Source organism: Sphingobium sp. V4 (genome assembly GCF_029590555.1).
In the GTDB taxonomy this organism is placed as follows: Bacteria; Pseudomonadota; Alphaproteobacteria; order Sphingomonadales; family Sphingomonadaceae; genus Sphingobium.
Genome location: NZ_CP081002.1, coordinates 829,005 through 853,597, shown reverse-complemented (window position 1 = coordinate 853,597; position 24,593 = coordinate 829,005). Strand labels below are relative to the sequence as shown.

Annotated in this window: 21 protein-coding genes and 4 pseudogenes; 16 read left to right on the top strand and 9 right to left on the bottom strand. The window is 61.6% G+C overall.

What is annotated here, in order from left to right:
• Positions 1 to 165 precede the first annotated feature (165 nt).
• Entirely contained in the window at positions 166 to 777 is a 612-nt protein-coding gene (locus K3M67_RS22000) for a hypothetical protein (RefSeq protein ID WP_502958909.1), read from the top strand.
• Here the strand turns inward: K3M67_RS22000 and K3M67_RS21995 are convergent.
• From K3M67_RS21995 to K3M67_RS19620, 4 genes and pseudogenes are all read right to left on the bottom strand, one after another.
• Positions 719 to 1,027, bottom strand: a pseudogene (locus K3M67_RS21995) (transposase); the annotation flags it as partial. The gene K3M67_RS22000 and the pseudogene K3M67_RS21995 overlap by 59 nt on opposite strands.
• Positions 981 to 2,240, bottom strand: a pseudogene (locus K3M67_RS19630) (dicarboxylate/amino acid:cation symporter); the annotation flags it as partial. The pseudogenes K3M67_RS19630 and K3M67_RS21995, both read right to left, overlap by 47 nt.
• Positions 2,241 to 2,309: 69 nt before the next feature.
• Positions 2,310 to 3,764, bottom strand: a complete 1,455-nt coding sequence (locus K3M67_RS19625) for an amidohydrolase (protein WP_285833092.1) — start codon at positions 3,762 to 3,764, stop codon at positions 2,310 to 2,312.
• Positions 3,765 to 3,844: 80 nt separating this feature from the next.
• A complete protein-coding gene (locus K3M67_RS19620) occupies positions 3,845 to 6,175 on the bottom strand; it encodes a TonB-dependent receptor (protein WP_285833091.1) in 2,331 nt (776 codons plus the stop codon).
• Positions 6,176 to 6,412: 237 nt separating this feature from the next.
• Between K3M67_RS19620 and K3M67_RS19615 the strand changes: the two genes are divergently transcribed.
• Entirely contained in the window at positions 6,413 to 6,868 is a 456-nt protein-coding gene (locus K3M67_RS19615; RefSeq protein WP_285833090.1) for an RNA polymerase sigma factor, read from the top strand.
• Complete coding sequence (locus K3M67_RS19610) at positions 6,865 to 7,881, top strand: FecR family protein (RefSeq protein ID WP_285833089.1); 1,017 nt, start codon at positions 6,865 to 6,867, stop codon at positions 7,879 to 7,881. The genes K3M67_RS19615 and K3M67_RS19610 overlap by 4 nt, the downstream gene beginning before the upstream one ends.
• A gap of 6 nt (positions 7,882 to 7,887) precedes the next feature.
• Here K3M67_RS19610 and K3M67_RS19605 read toward each other — a convergent pair whose 3' ends face one another.
• On the bottom strand, positions 7,888 to 10,200 hold the full coding sequence (locus K3M67_RS19605) for a TonB-dependent receptor (protein ID WP_285833088.1): 2,313 nt from the start codon (positions 10,198 to 10,200) through the stop codon (positions 7,888 to 7,890).
• Between the two features lie 751 nt (positions 10,201 to 10,951).
• Between K3M67_RS19605 and K3M67_RS19600 the strand changes: the two genes are divergently transcribed.
• The 3 genes and pseudogenes from K3M67_RS19600 (at position 10,952) to K3M67_RS19590 (ending at position 12,565) form a co-directional block, all read left to right on the top strand.
• Entirely contained in the window at positions 10,952 to 11,182 is a 231-nt protein-coding gene (locus K3M67_RS19600; RefSeq protein WP_285833087.1) for a hypothetical protein, read from the top strand.
• Between the two features lie 100 nt (positions 11,183 to 11,282).
• Positions 11,283 to 11,573, top strand: a pseudogene (locus K3M67_RS19595) (ArsR/SmtB family transcription factor); the annotation flags it as partial.
• A gap of 758 nt (positions 11,574 to 12,331) precedes the next feature.
• Positions 12,332 to 12,565, top strand: a complete 234-nt coding sequence (locus tag K3M67_RS19590; protein ID WP_285833086.1) for a hypothetical protein — start codon at positions 12,332 to 12,334, stop codon at positions 12,563 to 12,565.
• Positions 12,566 to 12,689: 124 nt separating this feature from the next.
• Here K3M67_RS19590 and K3M67_RS19585 read toward each other — a convergent pair.
• Positions 12,690 to 13,304, bottom strand: a pseudogene (locus K3M67_RS19585) (IS256 family transposase); the annotation flags it as partial.
• Positions 13,305 to 13,378: 74 nt separating this feature from the next.
• Between K3M67_RS19585 and K3M67_RS19580 the strand changes: the two are divergent.
• Genes K3M67_RS19580 through K3M67_RS19570 form a run of 3 tightly spaced genes read left to right on the top strand, consistent with a single transcriptional unit; the run spans position 13,379 to position 14,740 of the window.
• The gene (locus K3M67_RS19580; RefSeq protein WP_285833085.1) at positions 13,379 to 13,735 is read left to right on the top strand and encodes a hypothetical protein; all 357 of its coding nucleotides are present in this window, start codon (positions 13,379 to 13,381) and stop codon (positions 13,733 to 13,735) included.
• Positions 13,736 to 13,767: 32 nt separating this feature from the next.
• A complete protein-coding gene (locus K3M67_RS19575) occupies positions 13,768 to 14,457 on the top strand; it encodes a thermonuclease family protein (RefSeq protein ID WP_285833084.1) in 690 nt (229 codons plus the stop codon).
• 34 nt (positions 14,458 to 14,491) lie between these two features.
• Entirely contained in the window at positions 14,492 to 14,740 is a 249-nt protein-coding gene (locus tag K3M67_RS19570; protein ID WP_285833083.1) for a hypothetical protein, read from the top strand.
• Between the two features lie 49 nt (positions 14,741 to 14,789).
• Here the strand turns inward: K3M67_RS19570 and K3M67_RS19565 are convergent, their stop codons facing one another.
• The gene (locus K3M67_RS19565) at positions 14,790 to 15,446 is read right to left on the bottom strand and encodes a DUF6766 family protein (RefSeq protein WP_285833082.1); all 657 of its coding nucleotides are present in this window, start codon (positions 15,444 to 15,446) and stop codon (positions 14,790 to 14,792) included.
• A gap of 197 nt (positions 15,447 to 15,643) precedes the next feature.
• Between K3M67_RS19565 and K3M67_RS19560 the strand changes: the two genes are divergently transcribed.
• Together K3M67_RS19560 and K3M67_RS19555 are read left to right on the top strand one after the other, a co-directional pair.
• Positions 15,644 to 16,186, top strand: a complete 543-nt coding sequence (locus tag K3M67_RS19560; RefSeq protein WP_285833081.1) for a CinA family protein — start codon at positions 15,644 to 15,646, stop codon at positions 16,184 to 16,186.
• Positions 16,187 to 16,193: 7 nt separating this feature from the next.
• On the top strand, positions 16,194 to 18,233 hold the full coding sequence (locus tag K3M67_RS19555; RefSeq protein WP_285833734.1) for an NAD(+) synthase: 2,040 nt from the start codon (positions 16,194 to 16,196) through the stop codon (positions 18,231 to 18,233).
• A 356-nt stretch (positions 18,234 to 18,589) separates the two neighbouring features.
• On the opposite strand, the gene K3M67_RS19550 is transcribed toward K3M67_RS19555, so the two are convergent.
• Positions 18,590 to 19,141 (bottom strand): hemerythrin domain-containing protein, encoded by a 552-nt coding sequence (locus K3M67_RS19550; protein WP_285833080.1) that lies wholly within the window; start codon positions 19,139 to 19,141, stop codon positions 18,590 to 18,592.
• Between the two features lie 175 nt (positions 19,142 to 19,316).
• Here K3M67_RS19550 and K3M67_RS19545 point away from each other — a divergent pair, with 175 nt between their 5' ends.
• The 5 genes from K3M67_RS19545 to K3M67_RS19525 are packed head-to-tail and all read left to right on the top strand — an operon-like array spanning position 19,317 to position 24,182.
• Complete coding sequence (locus K3M67_RS19545) at positions 19,317 to 19,904, top strand: SRPBCC family protein (protein ID WP_285833079.1); 588 nt, start codon at positions 19,317 to 19,319, stop codon at positions 19,902 to 19,904.
• Positions 19,904 to 21,118, top strand: coding sequence for a zinc-dependent alcohol dehydrogenase (locus tag K3M67_RS19540; protein ID WP_285833078.1), 1,215 nt, complete (start codon positions 19,904 to 19,906; stop codon positions 21,116 to 21,118). The genes K3M67_RS19545 and K3M67_RS19540 overlap by 1 nt, the downstream gene beginning before the upstream one ends.
• Complete coding sequence (locus tag K3M67_RS19535; protein WP_285833077.1) at positions 21,105 to 21,902, top strand: SDR family NAD(P)-dependent oxidoreductase; 798 nt, start codon at positions 21,105 to 21,107, stop codon at positions 21,900 to 21,902. Before K3M67_RS19540 ends, K3M67_RS19535 begins: the two co-directional genes overlap by 14 nt.
• Positions 21,895 to 22,098 carry a hypothetical protein gene (locus tag K3M67_RS19530; RefSeq protein ID WP_285833076.1) on the top strand — a complete coding sequence of 68 codons (204 nt, stop codon included), beginning with the start codon at positions 21,895 to 21,897 and terminating at the stop codon, positions 22,096 to 22,098. Before K3M67_RS19535 ends, K3M67_RS19530 begins: the two co-directional genes overlap by 8 nt.
• 20 nt (positions 22,099 to 22,118) lie before the next feature.
• Positions 22,119 to 24,182, top strand: a complete 2,064-nt coding sequence (locus tag K3M67_RS19525) for a glycoside hydrolase family 65 protein (RefSeq protein ID WP_285833075.1) — start codon at positions 22,119 to 22,121, stop codon at positions 24,180 to 24,182.
• Between the two features lie 32 nt (positions 24,183 to 24,214).
• Here K3M67_RS19525 and K3M67_RS19520 read toward each other — a convergent pair whose 3' ends face one another.
• Entirely contained in the window at positions 24,215 to 24,562 is a 348-nt protein-coding gene (locus tag K3M67_RS19520; RefSeq protein WP_285833074.1) for a hypothetical protein, read from the bottom strand.
• Between the last annotated feature and the right edge of the window lie 31 nt (positions 24,563 to 24,593).

The window sequence follows — 24,593 nt, the reverse complement described above, 5'->3', positions numbered from 1 at the left end:
TTTGCCGCGACTGTGGGCGCACATGTCGGCGGGTTCAAAGCCGATATGTGCGCCGACCGTCGGACCTTCCCCTTGGTGGTCTTCGCGTCCTTCTGAAGATTCTGACGCGCCGCTTTTGGTGCGACACTGTCATTTGCGGGCGACGCATTTTTTGCGAGCAATTCGATGACGGCGTTCTGGCTCGGTATGCTCGGCGGACTCAGCCACTATGCCGAAAAGCTCCAGTATGAAGGCTACCTCCGTCGGCAGGCAACCAATGACGCCGTCCGGGAACTAACGAAAAATGGAGCGTCCATCCGGCAGATTGTTCGGCAGACCGGCCATAGCCGAAAGCTCGTTCGCGATGTTTTGCGCGGTCAGCGAATGGACGTATTCCGCACCCGACCCAGCTTCCTGGACAGTTGGCTGCCATGGCTGAACGACCGATGGGATAACGGCACCCGCACTGCCCTGGCGCTTTGGCGCGAGATGCGCGCGGAAGGTTTTGTCGGTCAGAGCGGTGTCGTCTCACAATGGGCCCAACGGCGCCGTCTCGCCGAAAAGGCCAATCAAAGTGGCCTCGCACGCACGCCCTCGGCGCGCGTCCTTGTGCGCCTGATGACCTCGGCGTGGGATGGACTTGCCAAATCCGAAGCGATCCTGGTGGCGGTAATCGAGGAGAACGTCCCTGAACTGGTAGCCGCGCGCAAGGCAATCGGCGACTTCCAATCCATGATGCCGAATGCGGCCCAGCGAAGGGCGGCTTGGCATAGACCACCCAGCGCTTCTTCCGGATAGGCGAGAGATGGCGCAGGAGGAACGCCTTGCGGGCAGCGAGATGTGCCTGAGCGCCCAAGAAGCCCAGCCTGCCGGCATCAAACGACGCCAGCAGGCGGGTGAGGAACAGGCGGCGGAATAATTCCCCCAGTACGCGCACCGCCAGCAGGAAGGCGTGGCGCGACGATATCCACCGCGTGCCGTCCAGCGAGATGCCACTTCCTGGCACGATCATGTGCACATGCGGATGGTGTATGAGCGCCGACCTCCAGCATACCTTCCCATTTGGTGATGACCGACGTTGCGATCGCGTTGCCCAGCACGTTGGTGGCGGTGCGGCCCATGTCCATGAAATGGTCGACCGCCAGGATGAAGGCCACGCCCTCGACCGGGAGTTCGAACTGGCCCAGCGTCGCGGCCACGACGACCAGCGACGCGCGCGGTACGGCGGCGATGCCCTTGCTGGTCACCATCAGCACCAGCAGGATGGTGATCTGCGTCGCGATCGGCAGGTCGATGCCATAGGCCTGGGCGATGAAGATGGTCGCGAAGGTTGCGTACATCATCGACCCATCCAGGTTGAAGCTGTAGCCCAGCGGCAGCACGAAGCTGTAGATGCGACGCGGAATGCCGAAACGGTCGAGCTGCTCCAGCATCTTGGGATAGGCGGCTTCGGACGAGGCGGTCGAGAAGGCGATCAGGATCGGTTCGCGGACATAGCGGAGCAGCTTGAACATCCGCTTGCCAAGGAAGATCGCTCCTGCGCAGAACAGCAGCACCCACAGGCAGAGGAGGGCGATATAGAATTCGCCGACCAGCGCGCCATAGGTCTTGAGCACGCCCAGACCCTGCACCGTCACGGACGAAGCGAGCGCGCCGAACACCGCGAAGGGCGCGACGCGCATCACATAGCCCGTCACCTGCAGCATCAGTTCGACCATCGCCTCGATCACCGTCACGATCGGCTTGCCCTTGTCGCCTATGGCGGTCAGCGCGACGCCGACGAACAGCGAGAAGACGACGATCTGGAGGATCGAATTTTCCGCCATCGCGCCCACCATCGATGTCGGGAAGACATGCAGGATGAAGTCGCGGAAGTTGAGCGCCTCGGTGCTCACCCCCGAATCCGCGCCCGACCGGACCAGGTTGAGGCCCGCGCCGGGCTCGAAGAAATTGACGAAGATCAGGCCCAGCGTCAGCGAGATCAGGCTGGCGATGATGAACCAGGCCAGTGCCCGCCCGCCGATCCGCCCCAGCGCCGCGCTGTCGCCCATATGGGCGATGCCCGCGACCAGCGTGGAAAAGACCAGCGGCGCGATGATCATCTTGATCAGGTGCAGGAAGATGTCGGCCAGAAGGTGGAAATAGCCCGCTACATCCTTCGCCAGCGTTTCGTCGCCCCCAACCCAGAGATTGGCCACAAAGCCGGTTAGCACCCCCAGGACCATGCCGATGAGGATGAAGGCCGTCAGTCGGGATTTCATGAGATCACCAATTCACGAAAACTGCAATTCGCCGGGCCAGCAATGGGCATGGCCCGACGCGGTTGCAGATCAGTTTTGTGCGGACTTGCGATAATCGATCGATGGCGCCTTGTCGCCGAGCAGGGAGCGATAGACGAAGTCGGCGCCCCGGCGCTTGTCCAGCTCCTCCTTCGCCTCGACCAGAGTGTCGGGGCTTTGGAACAGCTGGGCAGCAGTCAGTGCAATCGTCTTCGCCGCCGTGACGGCGCCCTTCAGACCGACACTGGTACCGCTTGCCGCCACTGCCTGCCAACTGTGCGGTGGCGTGCCCGGCGCCCAGGTCGCCGCGACCATGCCCGCCGTCGGCGTCGTATAACTGACATCGCCGACGTCGGTCGATGCTGGCGACACCTGCCCGCTGGTGTAGGGACCGACCGACCCGTCGCCCATCCGCGTCCCCTTGGGGAAGGTCGACTGGATCTTGCTGATGAAGGCCTGTTCTTCCGCCGTATGGGTCGGCAGGGTCAGGCTCTTCAGATTATCGTACATAATATGGCCCAGCGTGTCGTTGGGCAGCAGGTCGAACGTACCGCCGACCTGGTTGAACTCTACCGTGGTGCCCGTCCCGAGCGCAGCGCCTTCCGCCGCCTTCTTTACGCGCTCCATGATGTCAGACACCATCTTCTGGTCCGGATGGCGGACATAATAATAGACCTCGGCAGTATCCGGCACGACATTGGGCGCCTTGCCGCCGTCCGTGATGACATAGTGGATGCGCGTGTCCTGCGGTACATGTTCGCGCATCATGTTGACCATATTGTCCATCGCTTCCACGCCATCCAGTGCGGAGCGGCCGCGATCGGGCGCGGCGGCTGCGTGGGCTGCAACACCGTGAAAGCGGAACTTGCCGCTGATATTGGCAAGCGCTCGTCCCTGCGAGGCGCTGTTGCTGTCGGCGGCATGCCAGTGGAGCATCGCCGACACATCCTTGGTCAAACCCTCGCGTACGAGGAAGACCTTGCCCGATCCGCCTTCCTCGGCAGGCGCACCATAAAGGCGCAGTTCGCCCTTGATGCCGTGCGCGACCATCCATCTCTTGGTCGCGATCGCAGCTTCCACTGATGCCGCACCGAAGAGATTATGGCCGCAACCATGGCCTGCAATGCCGGCAATCGGCTTGCGCTCCGGCTCGGCCGCTTGGGGCAGACCGGGCAATGCATCGAACTCCGCAAGGATGCCGATGACCGGGCCGTCGCCCGTCTCGAAGCTGGCGATGAAGGCGGTCGGCATGCCCGCCACGCCAGCATTGATCGCAAAGCCAGCCGCCTTCAGTTCCTTCTGAAGCAAAGCGGAACTCTTCGTCTCCTGAAAGCCGACCTCCGCATAGTTCCAGATCGCAAGCGCATTCTTCTCTAGAGCGGGCGTGTCGAGATCGATATCCGCCAGGATCGCCATGCGATCACTGTCGGCAAGTGGACCGGCAAGCGCCGGAGCGGAAACTCCTGCCGCAAGCAGGCTGAGCAACGACCAGGCAACTGTCTTCATGGCCACACACCCCTTTGATATTGTTTCGAAACAAAAGATGGCCTGCATCAGGAAAGCCCCATGCAGGCCTTACAGGCAAGTCAGCGTGCGCCGATCGCCATGCGCAACTGGACGCCGATCACACGCGGCTCGTTATAGACCAGCGACGTTGCCGTAATGGACGGCGTCACCACGCCGCCGGCGGCAGCATAGGTCACGTCGAACAGATTCCGGACAAACAGGCCAAGGTCGATGCCCCGTCCCTCGATGTCGTTCAGGTCGAACTTCAGATTGACCGTATCATAGGCCTTCTGGATGCCGTTGGTGTCGAGTGGCCGCTCGACATACCAGACCTTGCTGCTGTGGAACCAGTTGGCGTTGATGACCAGTTCCGCGAAATCGCCCAGTTCATGCGCGTAGCGGGCGCCTGCCCCCAGCGTCCATTTGGGCGTGTAGGAAAATTTGTTGTTGACGGGATTGGTGCCGAGCAGCGGCACAAAGGCCGCTGGCGCCGCGTATTCATCATATTTGGCGTCGGTATAGGCGCCAAAACCCGTTACGCTGAAGCCACGGACCGGCGTCACTGAGATGTCGAACTCGGTTCCCTTGATCGTCGCCTTCGCCGCATTGATGATCATGTTGCCCGGATCGTTCGATGGATCATTGTCGCCGTCGAAGTTCGCACCGGGGAAGATCGAGCGCTGGATGTTGCTGTATTTGCTCGTGTAGGCTGCGACGTTGAAGCGCCCCTTTACGTCACCAATCTGCCAGCTGCTCTTGATCCCTGCCTCATAGTCGGTGACCTTCTCTGGCTTGAAGGTTTCGAAGCCGTCGAAATAGGACGACAGGCCGCTCTGGTTGAATCCGGCCGCGCGGTAACCGCGACGATTGGTGATGTAGAGGAAGATATCCTCATTCACCTTATAGTCGAAGCCCAGCGTCCAAGTGGGCGCCTTCGACTTTTCGGCGCCTGTCTTGCCACCGCGCTCCTGGCAGGCATCCGGACCGATGCGGTCCAGCGTGGACAGCACGGCCACCGAACAGCCCGACGACTTGTCCCAAGTGTAGCGAAATCCGCCGTTGAAACGCAAGCCATCGGCAAAACCTCCGAAGGCATAGCCGATCTGGCCAAACAGCGCCTTGCTCGTCGCACTGTTGTAATTCTCGTTATAGGTGAAGGTGCGGCCCGGAATGACCGCGGCATAGGTTACGCCGCCATTCACTCCGGTCGGATCGTTCTTCAGATAGAAGGCCCCAACGATCCAGTCGAGCTTGTCGGCGAACAGCTTGCCCATGATCTGGAACTCGTTCGAATATTGCTCGACGGCCGTGTTGGACAGGCTTTCGTTGAGCTGGAGATAGGTGCCATCCATGTCGCGAACGGCGTCGATCTTGCTGCTGCGATAGCCAAAGATATTCTTGAAGGTGACGGCGCCGACATCCAGCGTCGTAGTGTTCGCGACGCCCCAGAAGGTCCGGTTGGAGCGAGGCGCAATGCTGGTCGATACGTCACGCACGCCATTCGCCTGCTGTTCGGCCAACGCGATGTCGATGTCGCACCCTGCAACGCCACAATCGAGATATGGGGCATTGACTGCCGTGCGGGCGTTGCCGCCGCCGGCGACGGCCGGGTTGGGGTAAACGCCGTTCAGGATGGTGGCGGTGCCGTTCTCCTTTGCCTTGTAATAGTCGAACACGGTCACATTCTTCAGGCCGTCGAGCGGTTCCAGCAGCAGCGAGCCACGAAAGGCATTGTTGTGACGATCGTCGAGATCGCCGCCAACGCCGTGATTCTTGGTATAGCCTTCGCGACGGGCAACCTGCCCCGCAAGGCGCAGCGCCACCTTGTCCGTAACGACCGGGATGTTCACTGCCCCTTCGAAAGTCCGCTCATTATAGGAGCCGAGCGTCAACTGCCCATAGCCGCCAAAGTCGTAATCGGGGGCGACCGGATAGAGGAGCAGCGCGCCGCCCGTGGTATTGCGGCCGAACAGCGTGCCCTGCGGCCCTTTGAGCACTTGGATCGATCCGACGTCGAAGGTCGGCACGATACTGCCTTCATTGGGCAGCGGCACGTCGGCGAAATAGGTGACGACCGACGGCGCGGCCGCACCTGCCGTGGCGCGGCGCTGGCCGCGGATCACGATGCTGGGGGTATCGCGCGAGGTTTGCGGCGCGACGTTGAGGCCCGGCGTCGTGTAGGTCAGGTCCTGGGTGCTGACCACGGCCTTTTCGCGCAACATCTCTTCATTGAAGGCGGTGACGGAAACCGGAACGGTCTGCGCGCTTTCCTCGCGGCGACGTGCCGTGACGGTAATCTGCCCACCCGGATCGTCGCTGACCTGCGGCGCGGTCTGGGCATGGGCGCCCGGCGCTGCGATCGCGACGAGTGAACTGGCGAGCAGCAATACGGATGCTGTGCGATAGGCCATAAGTCTGATTCCCCTTATCGTGGCTCGGCCCCCTGTTCGGTTTTTCGGGAGGGCCGATGATCGCAAGACGCAACCGCGCGCCGATCATTCGGGGACATGACAAAAATATTTCAGATGACGCTCTTCCCCCCGCTCGGCTAAAGGGGCGGCACCGATCGACCGGAGCAAAGTGCCATTTTCTCGCTACGCAGGACATCGCCGGACTCTGTCGCGCCTTCACGCGATCTGTCGGCTTATGTGCCCGCATTACGCCGCTATATAGCCAAGCGCACCGATGCCGTCGATGTCGACGATCTGGTGCAGGACGTGCTGCTGCGCATGCATGTGCGCGGTCAGGCCGAGGCGATCGATAATATCGAGGGCTATCTGTTTCAGGTAGCGGCCAGCGTCCTGACCGACCGCGCCCGGCGCGATCGAACCCGCGAGCGCAGCGCCCATTGCGAGCTGACAGAAAGTTTTCACCCGGTGGAGGACCGGACGCCCGAGCGCGTGTTGCGCGGACGCGAGGATGTCGACCGACTGGTGGAAGCGCTGGAGGCGATGCCGGAGCTGACCCGCGATGCCTTCGTCCTCCATCGATTCGAGGAAATGTCCTATGACGCCGTCGGCGAGCATCTGGGCATTTCGACGAGCGCAGTCGGACGGCATCTGATGAAAGCCGTACGCTTCCTGGCGGCGAGGGACTTGCCATGAGCAAGGCCTTCGACGCCCGCGCGCTGGAACAGATCGATTCTCCCGAAGCGACCGCAGCCGCTTATTTCAGCCATTTCCGCTCTCCCAATGCAGCGGCGGAGGACTATCTGGCCTTCGAGCATTGGCATGCGCGCGACGAAGCGCATCGTAGGGCTTGGGCGCGGGTGGAGCAGGAATGGGAAGAGGCCGGCAAGGTGCGCGCCGATGCCAGGATCCTCGCCATTCGCGAACGGGCGCTGGCCAACCGCCGTGCGCGCCGCAACTGGCGTCGCCCGGTTGCCGCAGCGGCTGCGATCGGCATCCTGATGCTTGGCGGCATCGCCTGGAAGCAGCATCAGGGCAGGCTCGCCAAACTTGCTCAGGTCGAGGCGCGCACATTTTCCACCGGCGTCGGCCAGCAGGCATCCTTCCGGATGTCCGATGGATCGACGATCACGATCAACACCGGATCGACCCTGTCGGTCAGCGAAAGCGACACGCGGCGCAGCACGCGGATGAAGCAGGGCGAGGCGTTCTTCGAGGTTGCGAGAAATCCCCGCAAGCCCTTCGTGGTCGAAGCAGAAGGCGTGACGGTGACGGCGCTCGGCACGGCCTTTGCTGTCCGCGAACTGGGCGACGAAGGCGTGCGCGTGACACTGGCGCATGGCCGTGTGCGTGTCGACATGCCTGCAGCCGGCGGCAAACCGGCCCAGTCGGCGCTGCTTTCGCCGGACACGCAATTGACCTGGCGAAATGGTCGTTACAGTATCGCGCAGGTGAATGTCGGCCAGCAACTTGGCTGGCGGCAGGGCATGATCGTCTTCGACCGCACCCCGCTCGCCGAAGCGGTTGCGGAGATCAACCGCTACAGCCCGCAGGAGATCGCCGTCGCCAGCGCTACGCTCGGCCGCCGGCCGATCACTGGCAGTTTCCGTGTCGGTGTCACACGCGGCTTCCTGCAAAGTCTGGAGACAAGCGGCATCGCCCGCGTGGTCAACGAAAGCGCCACGGGCGCGGAACTGGTGAAACCCTAAGCGCGCCTATTCGAAGGCATAGCGCATCCGCACGCCAAGGGTACGCGGTGCCCCCGGAATGATCGTGGCGGCCGTAAATATGGGATTGAGCGTCCCACCGGCGCTGACATAATAGCGGTTCGTCAGATTGCGGCCCCAGATTTCGAGGTCGAGCGGTCGCCCCGCTATCCGTTTCCAGCCGATGGCTCCACCCAGAAGACCATAGGTGGGCTGAACACCGGCGCGGTCATTGGCCCGCTCGGCAAAGCGGATCGTGCTGACATGGCTATAGTCGATTCCCAGTTCCAGCCGACCCAGATTGTCCGGGAGGGGAAATTCCCTAACCATATCCACGACCCCGCTGAAACGGGGCGTGTAAGAGAAACGGTTGTTAATCGGATCGCTGCCCAGAAGGGGCGCGAGCAATGCGGATGCATCGACCTTCGTATAGCGCGCATCGACATAGGAAAAACTGACCGTAGCGCGCAGATGACTGCCGACGCTGGCCGCCAGTTCGCCATCCATTCCCATCACGCGGGCGCGCGAGATATTGACGTAGAAGGAGATGGGATCATTGCCCGGATCGCCGTCGCCATCGAAGTCGGAATCGGGGAACAAGGCCCGCTGGATATTGCGATAGACGCCGGCATAGATGGCGGCGGAATAGGAACCATGGACCGAACCGACCGCCCATCGTCCCTTTGCGCCCGCTTCGATGTCGGTGAAACTTTCCGGCCCGAACTGCTGGAACGGCGCGAGCCTGCCGCCGAGCGTCGGACTATTATAGCCGCCCGATCGGAACGCACGCCGGCTTGTCAGATACAGGCTGCTTTCGCCCCGCCGCCGAGTAAGGGCCGCCGTCCAGGTCACCCTTCCCGATCGAAAGGCGCTGAGCGATCCCCCCGTGTCGATGCAATCGGTCCGCGACAGCGGTTCTGCGTCTGCGCTCCGCAAGGAACAGCCCCGCACCTTCTCTACGGTATAGCGCAATCCCAGATCCGCCGTCAGCGTGGGCGCCAGGGGGAGCGTCACCTGACCAAAAAGGGCGGCACTTCGAAAGGTCTGATAATTGGCAATGTTGTTGACGGGTTTTCCCGGACGAATGAATTGCGCGCTCCTTTGCAACATCGTCCCTACCGGCACGCTTTGGAGGAAGAAGACTCCCGCAATGTAACGCGTCCCACCCAGCTTGCCCTGCACCTGGAATTCTTCGGTCAGCTGCCGCAGATTGGCACGACCGCTCAGATCGTTGATCGCCAGCGGCGTTGCATCGCCATCCAGCGCGTTGACGATCCGGGTCGATCGCCAGCCAGCGATGTTACGCAACAGCAGATCGTCATCGCCATATTCGCTGATGTTCGTCACGGCACGGAAGCGGCGCCTGAAAAGTGGCGAAAGCCCCGATTGGGACGTCCTCCTTCCCAGCTCCCGCTGCCGCTCCAGCAAGGCATCGACATCGCATGCCCCCTGACCGCAATCGAAATAGGGCGCATTTTCGATCGTCCGGGCCGTCCCTCCGCCATAAACGCCGGTCAGTATCTGAGCCGATCCACGCTCGTCGGCATTGAGCATATCGAAGGTCAGCAGCGATCTGAACCGTCCTTCCGGTGCGAAACGGAGTACCGCACGCGCGGCATCACTATGCGCATCATCCGCTCTGCCGCCCGATGCCATATGGATGAATCCATCCCTGCGCGTCCGCTGCCCCGCAACCCGCAGCGACCACGGCCCCCTTGCGGGCAGCTCGATTGCGCCTTCGATCCGGTTCATGCCGTAATTGCCCACATCCGTCTCGACATAGGATGGCATGTCGTCGCCCGGCCGGGCGGAATGGAGCAGGATCGCGCCGCTGGTCGTGCTGCGCCCGAACAAGGTACCCTGCGGCCCCCGCAATATCTCGATGGAGGCCATGTCGTACAGCGGAGAAAGAGCCGCCTGGTTCGGCAATGGCACCTCTTCCTGATAGACCACCAAAGGCAAGCGGTTTTCGTCGTTGATCGACCGCCGCTGCCCGCGCATGACCAGCAGCGGCATTGCGCTGGACGTCTGACCCGTCGCAACGAATCCCGGCGTAACCCGCGCTAGGTCGGCCAGCGTCCGGACCGCCTGTCGGCTGAGCATATCGGGACCATCGTGCGCCACCATCAGCGGCACATCTCCCCCTTTTTCCAGCCGCCGCCGCGCCGTTACCAGAATGTCCGGATCGCTTCCCGGCCCGGGCACTTCCGCGATCGCCGACCGGGATACGGACGGCTCTACGATGAACAGGCTCCTGCCTACGCGACGAATGCTGACGCCCAGCCCTCGGGTCATGTGCCGCAGCGCGCTCTCGGCCACCATGTCTCCATGGACAGGCCTTGTTTGCCTTCTCTCCAGTCCGGGAGCATTCAACAATATCTCGACCTCTGCCTGCCTGGCCAGTTCCGCGATCGCGGAGCCCAGCCTTTGGGACGGAACATCGATCGCGCCAGTCCTTGCTTGGGCATCCACGGCCATTGCTGCCATGATTAAGGTGCAGAAGATGCGAACGAACAACCGGCTCTATCCCTGATTTCCCGGCTTGCGAGGTGAGACATATGGTATCCGGGGACCGGTATCTTCGAAACAGTTCGATCGCAAGCCGCCCTTGGGCCTCACAGACGTGGCCTATATCATAAGAGACAGCGCTTCCGGCCAAAGCTCTGCAAATCGGGAGTCAAGCGTAACCCTGGATCAGCGCAGACAGCGATCTGAAATCAAGTGCGAGGAATAGATGGGGTCGAACCGACGCGGATCGGGATCCCAGCGCCTTGGTGTTTTTCATTCACAAGCATATCCAAACGGGCGCCATCTCCGGCCGCTCCGTGAATGGCGGCAGCTTTCAGCTGCTCGATGGAGCATGGGAAACGCCCTGATAAGCAGGTCATGGCCCGTTCCGGCGTCGCCCCCTGTGTGGACGGCTCTCCATTGGCAAGTGGCATATTGAGATTTGCGGTTGGTGCGGCCATGTGTCCGACCTATTCGTGGGCCACATGGGGCCGCTGGTCATAATGCCATTAGCGCGGCTCGGGAACCCGACCATTGTCGCGCCCTCGAGGTGCTGGGTCGAAACATGGGTTTTCCCGATCCGGCGGTTTCAACCGACTTTATGCATCAGCTCCTGTCCGCCATTCCCAACATCGTAGACGATGAGCGCTACATTCCATGCAACCTGGGGTTCGTGATACCGTTCGCCGTTGGTCATCATCCCCCAGGTCATAAGGGCATGCTTGTTGGCGAGCGCCACGGCGGCTACCTTGAACTTCTTGCGCGCAAGCAACCGCACAAGCCAGAACCGCTTTGACTTATGACGCTCAGGAAAGCGAATGACCGACACGGCGCCGGCGATTAGCATCTGGCGCAGATAGCGATGCCCCGCCTTCGTCCTGACTCGCCCTGATCCGATCCGCCATGGACCTGAGGGCCTGTCGACTGGCGAACTGGTCGAGGCTTACGGGTTGACCCAGAGCACATTCTCCACGCACCTCGCCGTGATGGTGAAGGCAGGACTGGTAATGTCCGAGAAACGTGGCCGCCAACAAATCCAGCGCGCCAACCTCGATGCGCTGCGCGCACTGATGGTGTATCTCGCCAAGGATTGCTGCCAGGAGCGCGCCGAACTGTGCGAGCCGCTTCTGGCCGAACTTACCTTATGGCGCTGCGATCTGGATGAGAAGTCGCATTGCCTCGCCTGATTTGCTCCCGATGATAGGGTCGTTGCCTCATCTAAAATGCTCCCAGCGTTGGCTGGGAGCGAGTGATGAGGAAAGTGAGTATGGCGATGCGCGCAGAACTGGTGGCGGCGGTAGGCGACCGCTACTGATCGGCTGATCGGGAGAGCAAGGGCCGTGTTCTCGACGAGTTCGTGGCGGTGACGGGCTTTCACCGCCTCGAACGCTGCTCTGTGGCACGCCAATACGGTCTGCATCGTTTGACGCTGGGCGAGGCGCCCCCAGATCAGCCGGGAGAAGCCCAGCACCAGCGAGAACAACCACACGATCTGGACGCTGTCCGGCGCGCTGGTAAATCGCGCCCGGAACTGAGCAAAATCGACCTGTGCCTGTTGCCCGGGTGGCGTCTCGAAGCGCACGGCGAAGGGGCTGCCGCCGCCTGCCGGTCGCAATGCGCGCACCGTATCGCGTAAGGTGCTGTAGCCGCCGGTGTAACCACGCTCGCAAATCTCGCGCAAAAGGCGCCGCGCGCTCAAACCCGGATAGGCATCAAGGCTGGACCTCAGATAGTCCATCCAAGGGTCAAGCAAGCGCTCGCGTGGCTGCCTGGGTCCATACGTCGGCACTTCGATGCCTTGCGCTATATATTTACGGACGGTCTTGCGGTCGATCCCGACCTGGCGGGCGATAACGGCCACCTTCAGATCTTGGCGATGTAAATCCAGGATCATTATCAGATCTCCAAGCTTCTTCATCGTAGCGCGCCTCCCGTCAGGAGGATCATGCCCGATATTTTTGGTTTTGGCCCTTGTCCGGGGCTCGCCCCGGACAAGGGCCAATCAGAAGAAGTGGGGAATTTTACTTTGCCCGTTCCGGGGCATTTTACTCCGCCATCAACAATAGAAGGCAAGGTGCAGATCGATTTGGGCGACCGCCGTTACGGTCCCCTGGCCGCCCTAGTGCTGCGGCGCGTGATGAACGTCAGTCGTTCTGGTTTCATATCGCGAGAGGACTGAGTAGCGAGGCTGCTGCTATCGAGGCTGGCGTCTCACAACCTGTAGGAACCAGGTGGTTTCGGGAGTCCGGCGGTATACCACCTACGATTTTCAGGGCGACGGCGAAGCCGCTATCGGGAAGGTGCCTCCACGCCACGAAATCCATCGAGTTGCGCAGCAGATGAACTATGCAAGTCTGGACCATCGCTTCGGGGAAGACGGCGGTGATGGCGTCGGGGAAGCCCTTGAGGCCATCGACGACCGCCAGCATGATATCCTCGACGCCGCGGTTGCGCAGTTCGTTCATGACGCGAAGCCAGAACTTGGCGCCTTCATTCTGCTCCAGCCACAACCCCAGGACGACCTTGGTGCCGTCGGCCATGACGCCCAGGGCAATATGGATCGCCTTGTTGCGGACCATCCCCTCGTCGCGGATCTTGACCCGGATCGCATCGAAGAAGACCAGCGGATAGGCCGGGTCCAGCGGGCGTTGCTGCCAGGCCGCCACTTCTTCCAGCACCGCGTCGGTGATCGTGCTGATCAGATCAGGCGAGGCGTCGATCCCATACAAATCGCGCAGATGCCCGGTGATCTCCCGCGTGCTCATGCCACGCGCGTACATCGAGATGATCTTGTCATCGAAGCCGGGGAAGCGACGCTGGTTCTTGGCGATCAACTGAGGATCGAAACTGCCCGCCCGATCGCGCGGCACTTCGATCTCGATCCGCCCACTGTCGGTCGTCACCGTCTTGCGACCATAAGCGCCACCTTACGGACTGGCAGATCTCTACCTGGCACGACCTTGGTTGCGTATTTGGCGACATGATAGGCGCGATGCTGAACGCGGTGCGGCACGTTGAGCCAAGTTCAGACTCCAATCGCTCGCGCTGGCCCGACAGTCCTCTTTGGCAAGCTGTGCGGCGCGAGGCCGCCAGAGAATTTGCCGACATGTGCAGCGGCAGCGTCCCGTCCTCGGTAAAAACAGTCCAGCGCGATGCCCACGATCAACTGCTATCGCGGCAAATGCTGGGTTTGCTAATAGCCCGCGCGGCGATGCACGACATTGCGCCCGGGCAACTTTCTACTTTCGCTCGTAACATGGGAGTGGACTTCGCCGACCAGATTGGAGCGGACCTCGCCCGATTCACCAAGCGCTTATTTCATTCCAGAAGCCGCTATTATATAATCTGAGGCCACACCCATGATGACGCAGGGGGGCGGCATTGAAATTTCATTTTGCAGTGTTTGCCGCCGCCTCATCGGTGGCTTTTTCGCTCTCATTTTCCATCACACATGCGCAGGTCATGCTTGGCATCCCAATCGTCATTGATGGAGACACGTTGAGATTCGGTGGCGAGACTGTCCGCCTTTACGGTATCGACGCACCTGAAAGCCAACAGACCTGCAAACGAGGGGCCGAAAGCTGGCCCTGTGGTCAGGAAGCGGCAAGCGCCCTCAGGCGCTATGTCGAGGGTGGGCGGCTCGATTGTCAACCAAGAGATTTCGACGTGTATGGCCGCATCGTGGCCGTCTGCCACGTCAATGGCCGCGACTTGAGCCAGTCTCTTGCGGAAGGCGGCTATGCCATTGCACTCACCGAGAGGACGACGGCCTATGCAGCCTCAGAGCAAGCGGCGCAATCCGCGCGCAGAGGCATATGGGCCGGAGAGTTTGAACGCCCTGCCGACTACCGTGCTGCGAATCCCATCAAACCACAACCCGCATCGCCTCGATATTCGGGTAGAGCGGTCGTGCCGCCAAGGACGGTCAATCCCAAGCCATCGACCTATTACGCCAGTTGCAGGCAGGCATGGGCAGCAGGCGCCGCACCTGTTTACCGTGGGCAGCCCGGCTATCGGGTGGGATTAGACGGCGACCTCGACGGGGTCGCCTGCGAGCCTATCCGAAAGTGAAAGTAGCGCCATTTTTTGCCGTTCGCGAGCCATTATGACGATCCTCGAACCGGTCATTCTTCACCTAAAGATGCCGTTGCTCAACTGTGGTCGTTGCCGTCTCGAATGTTTCGAAAAGCTCTTCGATCTCGCGATGATCTGCGCTCAGAAGCGTGATCGCATGGGTGGACTTGGGCTCGGATTGGGACTGGGTCATGATCGTCTCACCCTAGGTGGAAGCGAGAGTGAAGCCCCGGCGTGGCTGTGGTTCCGCGCGAACGCCTCGGGGGAGATCGGCTTTTGATTGCGGACAGTTATTCGGCAGGGGTTGCTTTCTCTGACGTCGGAAGCAGCTATTCTCCGGTCTGCCCGTGCGGCGCCGCGACCCCCTTGGATTCTGGCGATTCCCGTTGCCGAAGGAATATCGACAGCACTACCAGCACGGCTGTGGATAGAAATTCGCTCTGCCAGTTCTGGAAGGATTCAAACCAGAGTTGCGGATCGCCCAGATAGGCAAGCGTGCTGAGCGGCGTGCCGCCATGCGCCAGCGCTTCCTGTGCGGCGACCCGGGCGCTCTGGGTCCAGTGAATGATGAACGAAGCGATGAAGAGAATGCCGAGGGCAAGGCCCAAGGACCGGTCATAGAGGGCGCGCCATATCGGTCCCCAGCGCAAGATATGCGGGGACCCTGGCTTGCTCGCCTGAAGGTCGAGATCCTTGTCGCGGGGCGGACTGTCCGGGTCTTTCGATTCAGCTGAACCGCGTTGGAACAGGAAGGCCGTCAGAACGACATAGGCGGACATCTGGAGAAATTCGCTTTCCCAATTCTCGAACACGCTCGAGAGGAATTCGGGGCTTGTGGTATAGGTCGCGAGTGAAAGCATGGTTTCGCCATGACGCCGAGCATCTTCCATCTGCACGTGCCAGCCGGCGATCCATTGGCCTGTTATGCTGCCGCCAAATAGCAGCATGAGGACGATCGTCAGCCCATTGTCGCGTAAGACCCGCATCCTGCTCTCCCATATCGGCTGCTGAAGAAACGCTGATCGCGCTTCGTAGGTCCGCGTCCGCCTTTCACTCGGCGGCAACGACAGATCGGGAGGGAGCCGGGTGAAATTTTATCGTGCGTGATCGACTGCGACGGAACTCGGGCAGCCCCTATTCCTTTGATATGACCGAGAAGCAGGCAGGCATAAGGCGACGCATCATGGGCGAGCCACAGAATCGACAAACGGGGTCGGCCGAAACGCTGTCCCCTATATTGCCCGACGATGTGGAGGAAGCCGCCGCCGCTGTGCTGAAGGCGGCATGTGAAGCGGAACTGAGGCTTGCAACGGCGGAAAGTTGCACGGGCGGTTTGCTCGCTTCATTGCTGACCGATGTGGAGGGGGCGAGCCATGCGTTCGAGCGCGGCTTTGCCGTGTACAGCGAAGAGGCGAAGTGCGAGTTGCTGGGCATTCGGCGGGAACAGATCGACGCCTGTGGAGCGGTGAGCCGTGAGGTCGCTATTGCCATGGCGGAGGGGGCTATCGGGCAATCTCATGCCGACATTGCGCTTGCCATTACTGGTTTTGCCGGTGCGGGGGCGGACGGAGATGAGGCCGGCCTCGTCCATTTCGCTGCCGCCCGGCACAATGGCGCGACTGTCCACCGTGTCGAACATTTTGGAGACATTGGACGCGGCCCAGTGCGGATCAAATCGCTTCGGGTCGCGCTGGAGATGATGGGGGAAGCCATTGAGCATTCCTGAAACCTTCATGTCCATTCATCGCCACGGTCTTGTCCGGGTCGCTGCCGCCACGCCGCGAGGTACGGTTGGGCACGTGGGCGCCAATGCTGAGGCGGTGAGGGAACTGGCGCTGCAAGCGGCGGCAGAGGGCGCGGATCTGGTTCTCTTTCCCGAACTTTGCTTGTCGTCCTATGCGATCGATGATCTTCACCTTCAGGACGCCCTGCTGGACAGGGTCGAAGCGGAAGTCGGGAGATTGATTGAGGCGAGCGCAAATCTGCCGGTGATGCTGGTGGGTGCGCCGCTGCGCCGCGCAGGGCGGGTTTATAATTGCGCCCTCGTCATTGCAAAGGGCGCGCTGATCGGCGTCGTGCCGAAAAGCTACCTGCCCAATTATCGGGAATATTATGAGAAACGCTGGTTCGCGCCGGGCGCCGGTCTGGCGGGACTTGAGATAGAGGTCGCGGGGTATAGCGCGCCTTTCGGGACCGACCTGCTCTTTGCTGCCGATGGGTGGCCCGACTTCATATTCCATGTTGAGATCTGCGAAGATTTTTGGGCGCCGCTGCCGCCATCGACCTCGGGTGCGATGGCCGGGGCGCTGCTGCTATGCAACCTGTCGGCATCCAACATCACCATCGGCAAGGCGCGCGACCGGCATTTGCTTTCCGCTTCCCAATCGGCGCGGTGTATTGCCGCCTATGCCTATTCCGCGGCGGGTGCAGGGGAAAGCACGACCGACCTTGCCTGGGACGGGCAGGCGATGGTGCATGAACTGGGTGAGTTGCTGGGAGAGTCGAGCCGCTTCGGCGATGAGCCGGAACTGCTTTATGCCGATGTCGATCTTCAGCGATTGCGGCTGGAGAGAATGCGCAACGGCACATTCAACGACAGCGTGGAAGCGGCCGGGCATCCGGAGACGCGCTTTCGCAAGCTCCGCTTTTCCTTTGATCCGCAAAGCGACGATATTGGCCTGCGGCGGGGGGGGCGGCGCTTTCCCTTCGTTCCGGCCGATCTGACCGAACTGGATGCCGATTGCTACGAGGCGTTCAATATCCAGGTGGAGGCGCTCGTCACCCGCTTCCGCTCGACGGCGGGCAAGCATTTCGTGATCGGCGTGTCCGGCGGCCTCGATTCCACGCATGCGCTGATCGTGGCGGCCAAGGCATGCGATCGGCTCGGTCTGCCGCGCTCGACGATCCTTGGCTATACAATGCCGGGCTTCGCAACTGGTGAGCAGACCAAGGGTAACGCCTGGGCGCTGATGAATGCGCTGGGGGTAGCGGGTGAAGAAATCGACATCCGGCCCGCGGCGCGGCAGATGTTGGCGGACATGGATCATCCCTTCGCGCGGGGCGAGCCGGTTTATGATGTGACATTCGAAAATGTGCAGGCGGGCTTGCGTACCGATTATCTGTTCCGGCTCGCCAACCGGCATGGAGGTTTTGTCGTTGGCACTGGTGATCTCAGCGAACTGGCGCTGGGCTGGTGTACCTATGGCGTGGGTGACCAGATGAGCCACTATGCCGTGAACAGCGGGGTGCCCAAGACTCTCATACAGTTCCTGATCCGCTGGTGCATCACCACGAGTCAGTTCGACGAGGCGACCGACGACATTCTGGATGCGATATTGAACACCGAAATTTCCCCGGAGCTCGTCCCGGCCGATGCCAGCGGCGCTATGCAGAGCACGGAGGCGCGGGTCGGCCCTTACGCGCTGAACGATTTTTTCCTGCATCATATCGTACGGCAGGGATTGCCGCCTTCGAAGGTCGCCTTTCTGGCCTGGCACGCTTGGCGCGATGTTGAGCAAGGGGTCTGGCCGGCGGGCTATCCTCATAGTGGCAAGGTAGCATATGACCTGCCCACCATCCGCCGCTGGCTGGACAATTTCCTCTATCGATTTTTCGCCATCAGCCAATTCAAGCGGTCCGCGCTGCCCAACGGACCGAAAATCTCTTCGGGCGGCGCTCTCTCGCCGCGGGGCGACTGGCGGGCGCCTTCGGATGGCACGGCGGACATTTGGCGCAATGAACTGGCCTCGGCGCTGGGACCGGCTCCGGACTAACCGGATAGCGGGATATAGAACGGTTGGGAGGCGGTCACTCTAATCCTTCGATGTCTGCGCGCCCTCATTGTCGGACTGCGTGCCAGTGTCGGGCTGTACTTTATCCTGTTGATTACCCGCGTCGGCTCGGGGGTCGCCCCCTCTGGCTGTCCTCTCTTCGTCGCGTGATCCGATGTCGCGCGCGAGATTGCCGCCGCCCGAGCCGCTGTCTGTCTCCGGCCGGTCGAGCGTGTCGCTGGGCCGCCGGGCCGAGCCCTTGGGCTGATTTTCAGTGGAGATGTTTGGATCGCGAGTCTGCTCCGTAGGGACGGTGCGCTGGTCAGGGTCTGGAGTAGACATAGGTCATTTCCTGTCTTTTAGGCGAGTTTCAGCCCTTCCTGGTTCATTCGCCGCGTGAGGCGTCCGGTTGCGCTGTCGTCGAGCGCCTGACGCAGGCGAGGGAACAGTTCCTGCTCCTCCTGCTTCATATGCTGTTCGATGTCGGCGCGGAACGTCGCCAGCTTCTGCTGGAAGGCCGGATTATCGTCCAGCAGGTCCGACAGTTCGTAGAGATATTGCTTCACATAGCCATGCTCGCTGTTGAGTGCGTCAGCCTCCGCCTTCATGCCATGTTCGCGCATCGCGGGGTAAATCGCGTTTTCTTCCTCCAGCGCGTGTTTGCCCAGAGCATGTTTGAGTTGCATCAGCATCATCCGGCGCCTGCCGCTGGCTGCATCGTCAGTCGCGGCAAGGCCGTCGAACAGGGCAAGAGCTGCCTTATGCTCGGCAGCAAGCGCCTTATCCCAGTCGCCTGCCAGCATGGTCGGTGCCTGGACCATCAACTTTCGCCCGGCGAAACCGAGGACGGCAAGGCCCGCGCCGAGCAGCAGGCTTTGGGATCGTGAGGGGTGATGGGCGTGAAGCGCCATGGGCTTTCTCCCTTTGACTGATGGTCGATCAACGATGGCTATTCCCGCATGTTCCGCAGCCCGTCGCAGGATCTCTTATCTCTGCTATCAGGCGGCCGTGTTCAGTCTTTCGTGAACAGAGGGAACGAGGTCGCCGGCCGCTGGTTGGGGTGTTGATCACTTCAGGAGGCTCAACATGGCCGACAACAAGGCGTCGCTCCCGAGCGACGACGCGCCCCTTGCTACGCGCAAGGAAGATCACAGCGAACAGGTGGGCGACCAACTGATCGAACCCCAAGGAGATACGCTGGTCGGCAAAACGGTGACCATCAATCGCCCTAGGGCGGAGCTATATGCCTTCTGGCGCGATTTCTCCAATTTGCCTCGGTTCATGGAAAATGTGGTGTCAGTGGTGCCGGTGGCAGAGGGGCGCACCCACTGGATGGTCAAGGCACCTGCGGGAAAGACGGTTGAATGGATTTCTGCCATCACCGAGGACAGGCCCGATGAGACGATTGCCTGGGCTTCGGAGGATGGCGCCGACGTTCCCAATAGCGGCCGGATCGACTTCCGCGACGCACCGGGCGGGCGTGGAACATGGGTGACGGCTACGATCCTCTATGATCCGCCGGCCGGGATCATCGGCAAGGCAATTGCCAAAATGTTTCAGCGAGAACCGGCAATCCAGGCGCGACGTGATTTGCGGCGCTTCAAGCAGTTGATGGAAACGGGCGAAATCGCGACGTCGGCATGGACTCGCCCGCAACATGAGGAGGAAGTCTGATGCGGGCGCTGACCTGGCATGGCAAGCATGACGTTCGCGTCGACACGGTGCCCGACCCGGAGATCATCAATCCCCGCGATGCGATCATCCGCATTACCTCCACGGCGATCTGCGGGTCCGACCTTCACCTTTATGACGGCTATATTCCGACAATGAAGGCTGGCGATATATTGGGCCATGAATTCATGGGCGAGGTGATCGAGACCGGCCCGAGATCGACACTGAAAAAGGGGCAGCGGGTGGTTGTGCCTTTCACCATCGCCTGCGGCAGCTGCTATCATTGCGGCAAGCATCAATATTCCGCCTGCGACAACGGCCTGCCCGCCGACAATCAGGATATCGCCCAGACCATCTACGGCCAGCCGATGTCGGGCCTGTTCGGCTACAGCCACATGACCGGCGGTTATGCGGGTGGGCAGGCGGAATATGTCCGGGTTCCCTTTTCCGACGTCGGGCCGATCGTCATTCCCAATGGGGTGGAAGACGACAAGGTGCTCTTCCTTTCCGATATCCTTCCTACGGGATGGATGGCTGCCGAGAATGCCGAGATCGAGCCTGGGGATACCGTCGCGGTCTGGGGCTGCGGGCCGGTCGGGCTGTTCGCGGTGCAGTCCGCCTTCCTGATGGGAGCGGAGCGGGTCATAGCCATCGACCATTTCCCTCGGCGACTGGAACTCGCGGCGCGTTTTGGCGCAGAGACGATCAATTATGAGCAGACGAAAACCTATGAGGCGCTGATGGAGATGACCGGCGGCATCGGGCCGGATGCCTGCATCGACGCGGTCGGGCTGGAGGCGCACGGCTTTTTCGCCGATAATGTCTGGGACCAGATCAAGGTGTCGACCTTCCTTGGCACCGACCGAACCCACTCCATCCGTCAGGCTATCCTGGCCTGCCGCAAGGGTGGGCGCGTGTCCATGCCCGCCGTCTATGGCGGCTTCGTCGACAAGTTTCCGCTGGGCGCCTTCATGGAGAAGGGGCTGACATTGAAGACCGGCCAGACCCATGTTCAGCATTATATGCCCGGCCTGCTCAATGCGATCATGGAAGACAAGATCGATACGACTTTCCTCATCAGCCATCGCCTGCCGCTGGAGGAAGCGGCCGAGGGCTATCGCATGTTCCACGATCATCAGAATGAAGTGACCAAGGTCGTGCTGAAACCCGGCATGGCCGTCAGTACGAAGGAGGAGAGCCGCCATGGCAGCCAGTAAATTCGCCATCATCACCGGCGCCTCGACAGGGATCGGGTTCGAGCTGGCCCATCTTGCCGCGCAAAATGGCTATGACTTGCTGGTCGTGGCGGACGAACCGCTGATCGAGGCGTCCGCCACCGACTTTCGCCGTCACGGCGTGGAGGTGGAAGCGGTGCAGGCCGACCTTGCGACCATAGAGGGCGTCGAGAAACTGATCGAGGCGGCGAAGGGACGCACGGTGAATTTGCTCTGCGCCAATGCCGGACGCGGTCTGGGCCATGGCTTTCTGGAGCAGGAGGTCGCTGACTGGCGGCGCGTGATCGACACCAACATTACTGGCACCCTCTACCTGCTGCAAAAAGTCGTGCAGCCCATGGTCGCCCGTGACGAGGGTAAGGTGCTGATCACTGGATCGATCGCCGGGTTCATGCCCGGCTCCTTCCAGGCAGTGTATAACGGGACCAAGGCGTTTATCGACAGCTTTGCCGATGCGCTACGCAATGAGATCGAGGAGGCCAAGGGCGTTACGATCACAACGCTGATGCCGGGCGCGACCGAAACCGAATTTTTCGACCGGGCGGACATGCTGGATACCAAGGTCGGATCTGACGAAAAGGATGATCCCGCCAAGGTCGCCAAGGACGGTTGGGACGCGCTGATGGCGGGAAAGGCGCACATCGTGTCGGGCTGGAAGAACAAGCTTCAGGCCGCCGCCGCGCACGTCACGCCTGCCTCCATCCTGGCTGAACAGCATCGCAAGATGGCAGAGCCCGGCACAGCAGAGGAACATGACGATGAGTGAACGCGAAGGACAGCATAAGCCGGAAAATGCCGAAACACCGCGCGGTCCGATGGGTGACACGCTGCCGGGACGGGAAAAGGAAGACCCGCGGACGGGCGGTGGCCAGCGGCAGGAGGAGGTCGAGAATCGGCCCAATGTCGGGACGGTGACGCCGGAGGATTATCCGGAAAAGGATCGGCGGGATTCCCGCCCGTAAATACTATAGCGAGGCGAGCCGTGGGATGGGAGCCGCTCAGTCCAGATCCGGTTAACGGCTTTCGCGGCGACGACCTTCCTGCCTATGTCGCGAACGGCCTTGTGGGTCTTCGCGTTCGCGAGATTCCGATGTTGCCCGGTTCCGTCATCGTCAACGGCGTCGTGGGCCTGCATGTCGAGGAGCCGGTCGAAGCTGCCGTCCCGGTTCCCTATCCGCTGGCCGCCGACATGGGTATCGGGGAGACTTGGCTGACCGAGCAGCCATGGCTGATCGGCGATGTGACACAGCGATATGATTTCGCAGCCGGGGAGCTTGTCAGCGGATTTGTGTTTCATGTGGGCGAAGTTGTGCTCCGCGTCGAGGTGCTAACCTTTGCCAGCCGCAGTGATCCTTCGATGGTGTTGCAACGCATCGAACTGACAGCCGATACTGCTTGCACGGTCCGGCTGCGGGCGGGGATTGCGATAGCGGGCGCGCGTGGAAGGGCGGACGAGCGGAAGGTGGGGAAACAAGCGGCGTCGGGTGAAGGCGCGATGCTCTGGGTGCCGGAGGGCGCGTTCAGTTGCTGCGGCATCGCTTTTCATAGTGAGTGCCCGGAAGCCAAGGACCAGCCCTGCTTTCTGGAGAAGCACGGCTCGGGATCGCTGACAGCCGAATATTCGGTCGAATTGAGGCGCGGAAAAACGGTGCGGCTGGAGCAGATCGCCGCCCTCGTTCCTTCCCTTGTCCATCATCGCCCCATGGACGAGGCCGTCCGGCGGCTGGCGAAGGGTACAGAGCTGGGCTTCGACCGATTGCGCGAGCTCAACCGGGAAAGCTGGCGGGAGTTGTGGCAGGGCCGGATAGTCGTCGATGGTGCGAGGGCGGATCATCAACGTCTGGTCGACGCCGGTTTCTTCTATCTGAACAGCTCCGCGCACAGGTCGTCGCCCGCCGCGACGTCGATGTTCGGGCTCGCGAGCTGGTCCAATTACAATTATTATTTCGGGCATGTGATGTGGGACATCGACGCCTTCTGCGTTCCGCCCCTGTTGCTGGTCCAGCCTGAGGCGGCACGCAGCCTGCTCGGCTTTCGCGCACGGCATGTCGATGCCGCGCGCATGTATGCAATGCTCGACAACAAAGACGGGTTGCGTTTCCCGTGGGAGGCGGCGCCGCGTTCGGGCGAGGAAGCAACGCCCGGCCCCGGATCGGGCGCGGCGCATGCGGCCCATGTGTCGCTGCATGTCGCGCGCGCCTTTGCGCTCCATGCCGAGGCGGTGCGTGATTTGCGCTACCTGCGCGAGACGGGCTGGCCCATATTGTCGGGCGTGGCGGATTGGCTGGCATCCCGCCTGACGAAGACGACGCGCGGCTTTGAGCTTTTGCGGGCGACCGGACCGGCCGAAGTACCCGAGCCGCCCGACAATGACAGCTTCACGCTGATGACCGCTTATGACCTGATGCGCCGGACCATCCGCATCGGCCTGTCGATCGGCGAGGAGGTTCCGGCCATCTGGCGCGATATGGCGGACAGCCTCCATTTGCCGATCCGCAGCGACGGCGTCATCGCGTCACATGAGGAATTCCGCATCAGCGAGGCCAAGGGCGCGACGCCCTCGCCGCTCGCCGGCCTGTTCCCGATGCACTTTCCGGCGACGTCCCACCAGGAAAAGGCGACGCTCGACCTCTTTCTGTCGCATTGGGCCGATTATGTGGGATCGCCGATGCTGCCCGCATTCTATCCGGTCTGGGCAGCGATGCGCGGGGACCGGGCACTGGCGCTAAAGCTGTTCGAGGAAGGCTATGCCGCCTATGACAAGGGACGGTTTCACCAGTGCCTGGAATATCGGGAGGATCATCCAGACTCCAAAGTGCCTGCCGGTCCCTTCATGGCGAATATCGGCGGGATGCTGATGACTATGCTGCTGGGTCTGCCTGGGATCGAGATTTCCGACGCCGATCCTTCGGATTGGTGCCGACGGCCTGTCATCCTGCCTTCCGGGTGGAAAAGCATCATCGTGGATCGGCTGTGGATCAGAGGCACGCCGATGCGGATGGAAGCCACGCACGGGGGGGCACGGACGCGACTTTTTGAGGCCTGAAAGGCTCCGCCCGTGCGGCGCATCCACGGACACTACCACTCCGCGCTCAATTGCCCGGCACACAGGTCGGTAGGAAATCCGCGCCGGGAACAGCCGCATGACGTCGCAGGCTTTTGATGCGTGCCATTTCGGCACGAGAGGATTATCAAATGGCTAATCAGAGCCAAGACAATCAGATGGGTAACCAGTAAGGTGGGCAGAGCCAGAATTCTGGCCAGCAGAACCAGCAGGGTGGTGGGCAGCAAGGCGGTCAGCAGGAACGCACCCCCGGCCAGCAAAATCAGCAGGACGACCAACGCCGCCAACAGGGTGGCCAGAGCCAGCAGGAACGCCGCGATGATAATCGTTCCGGCGGTCAGCAGCGCTGAACGGCTGGTCATGTTACCGAGGGCCGTCGTTATTGGCGGCCCT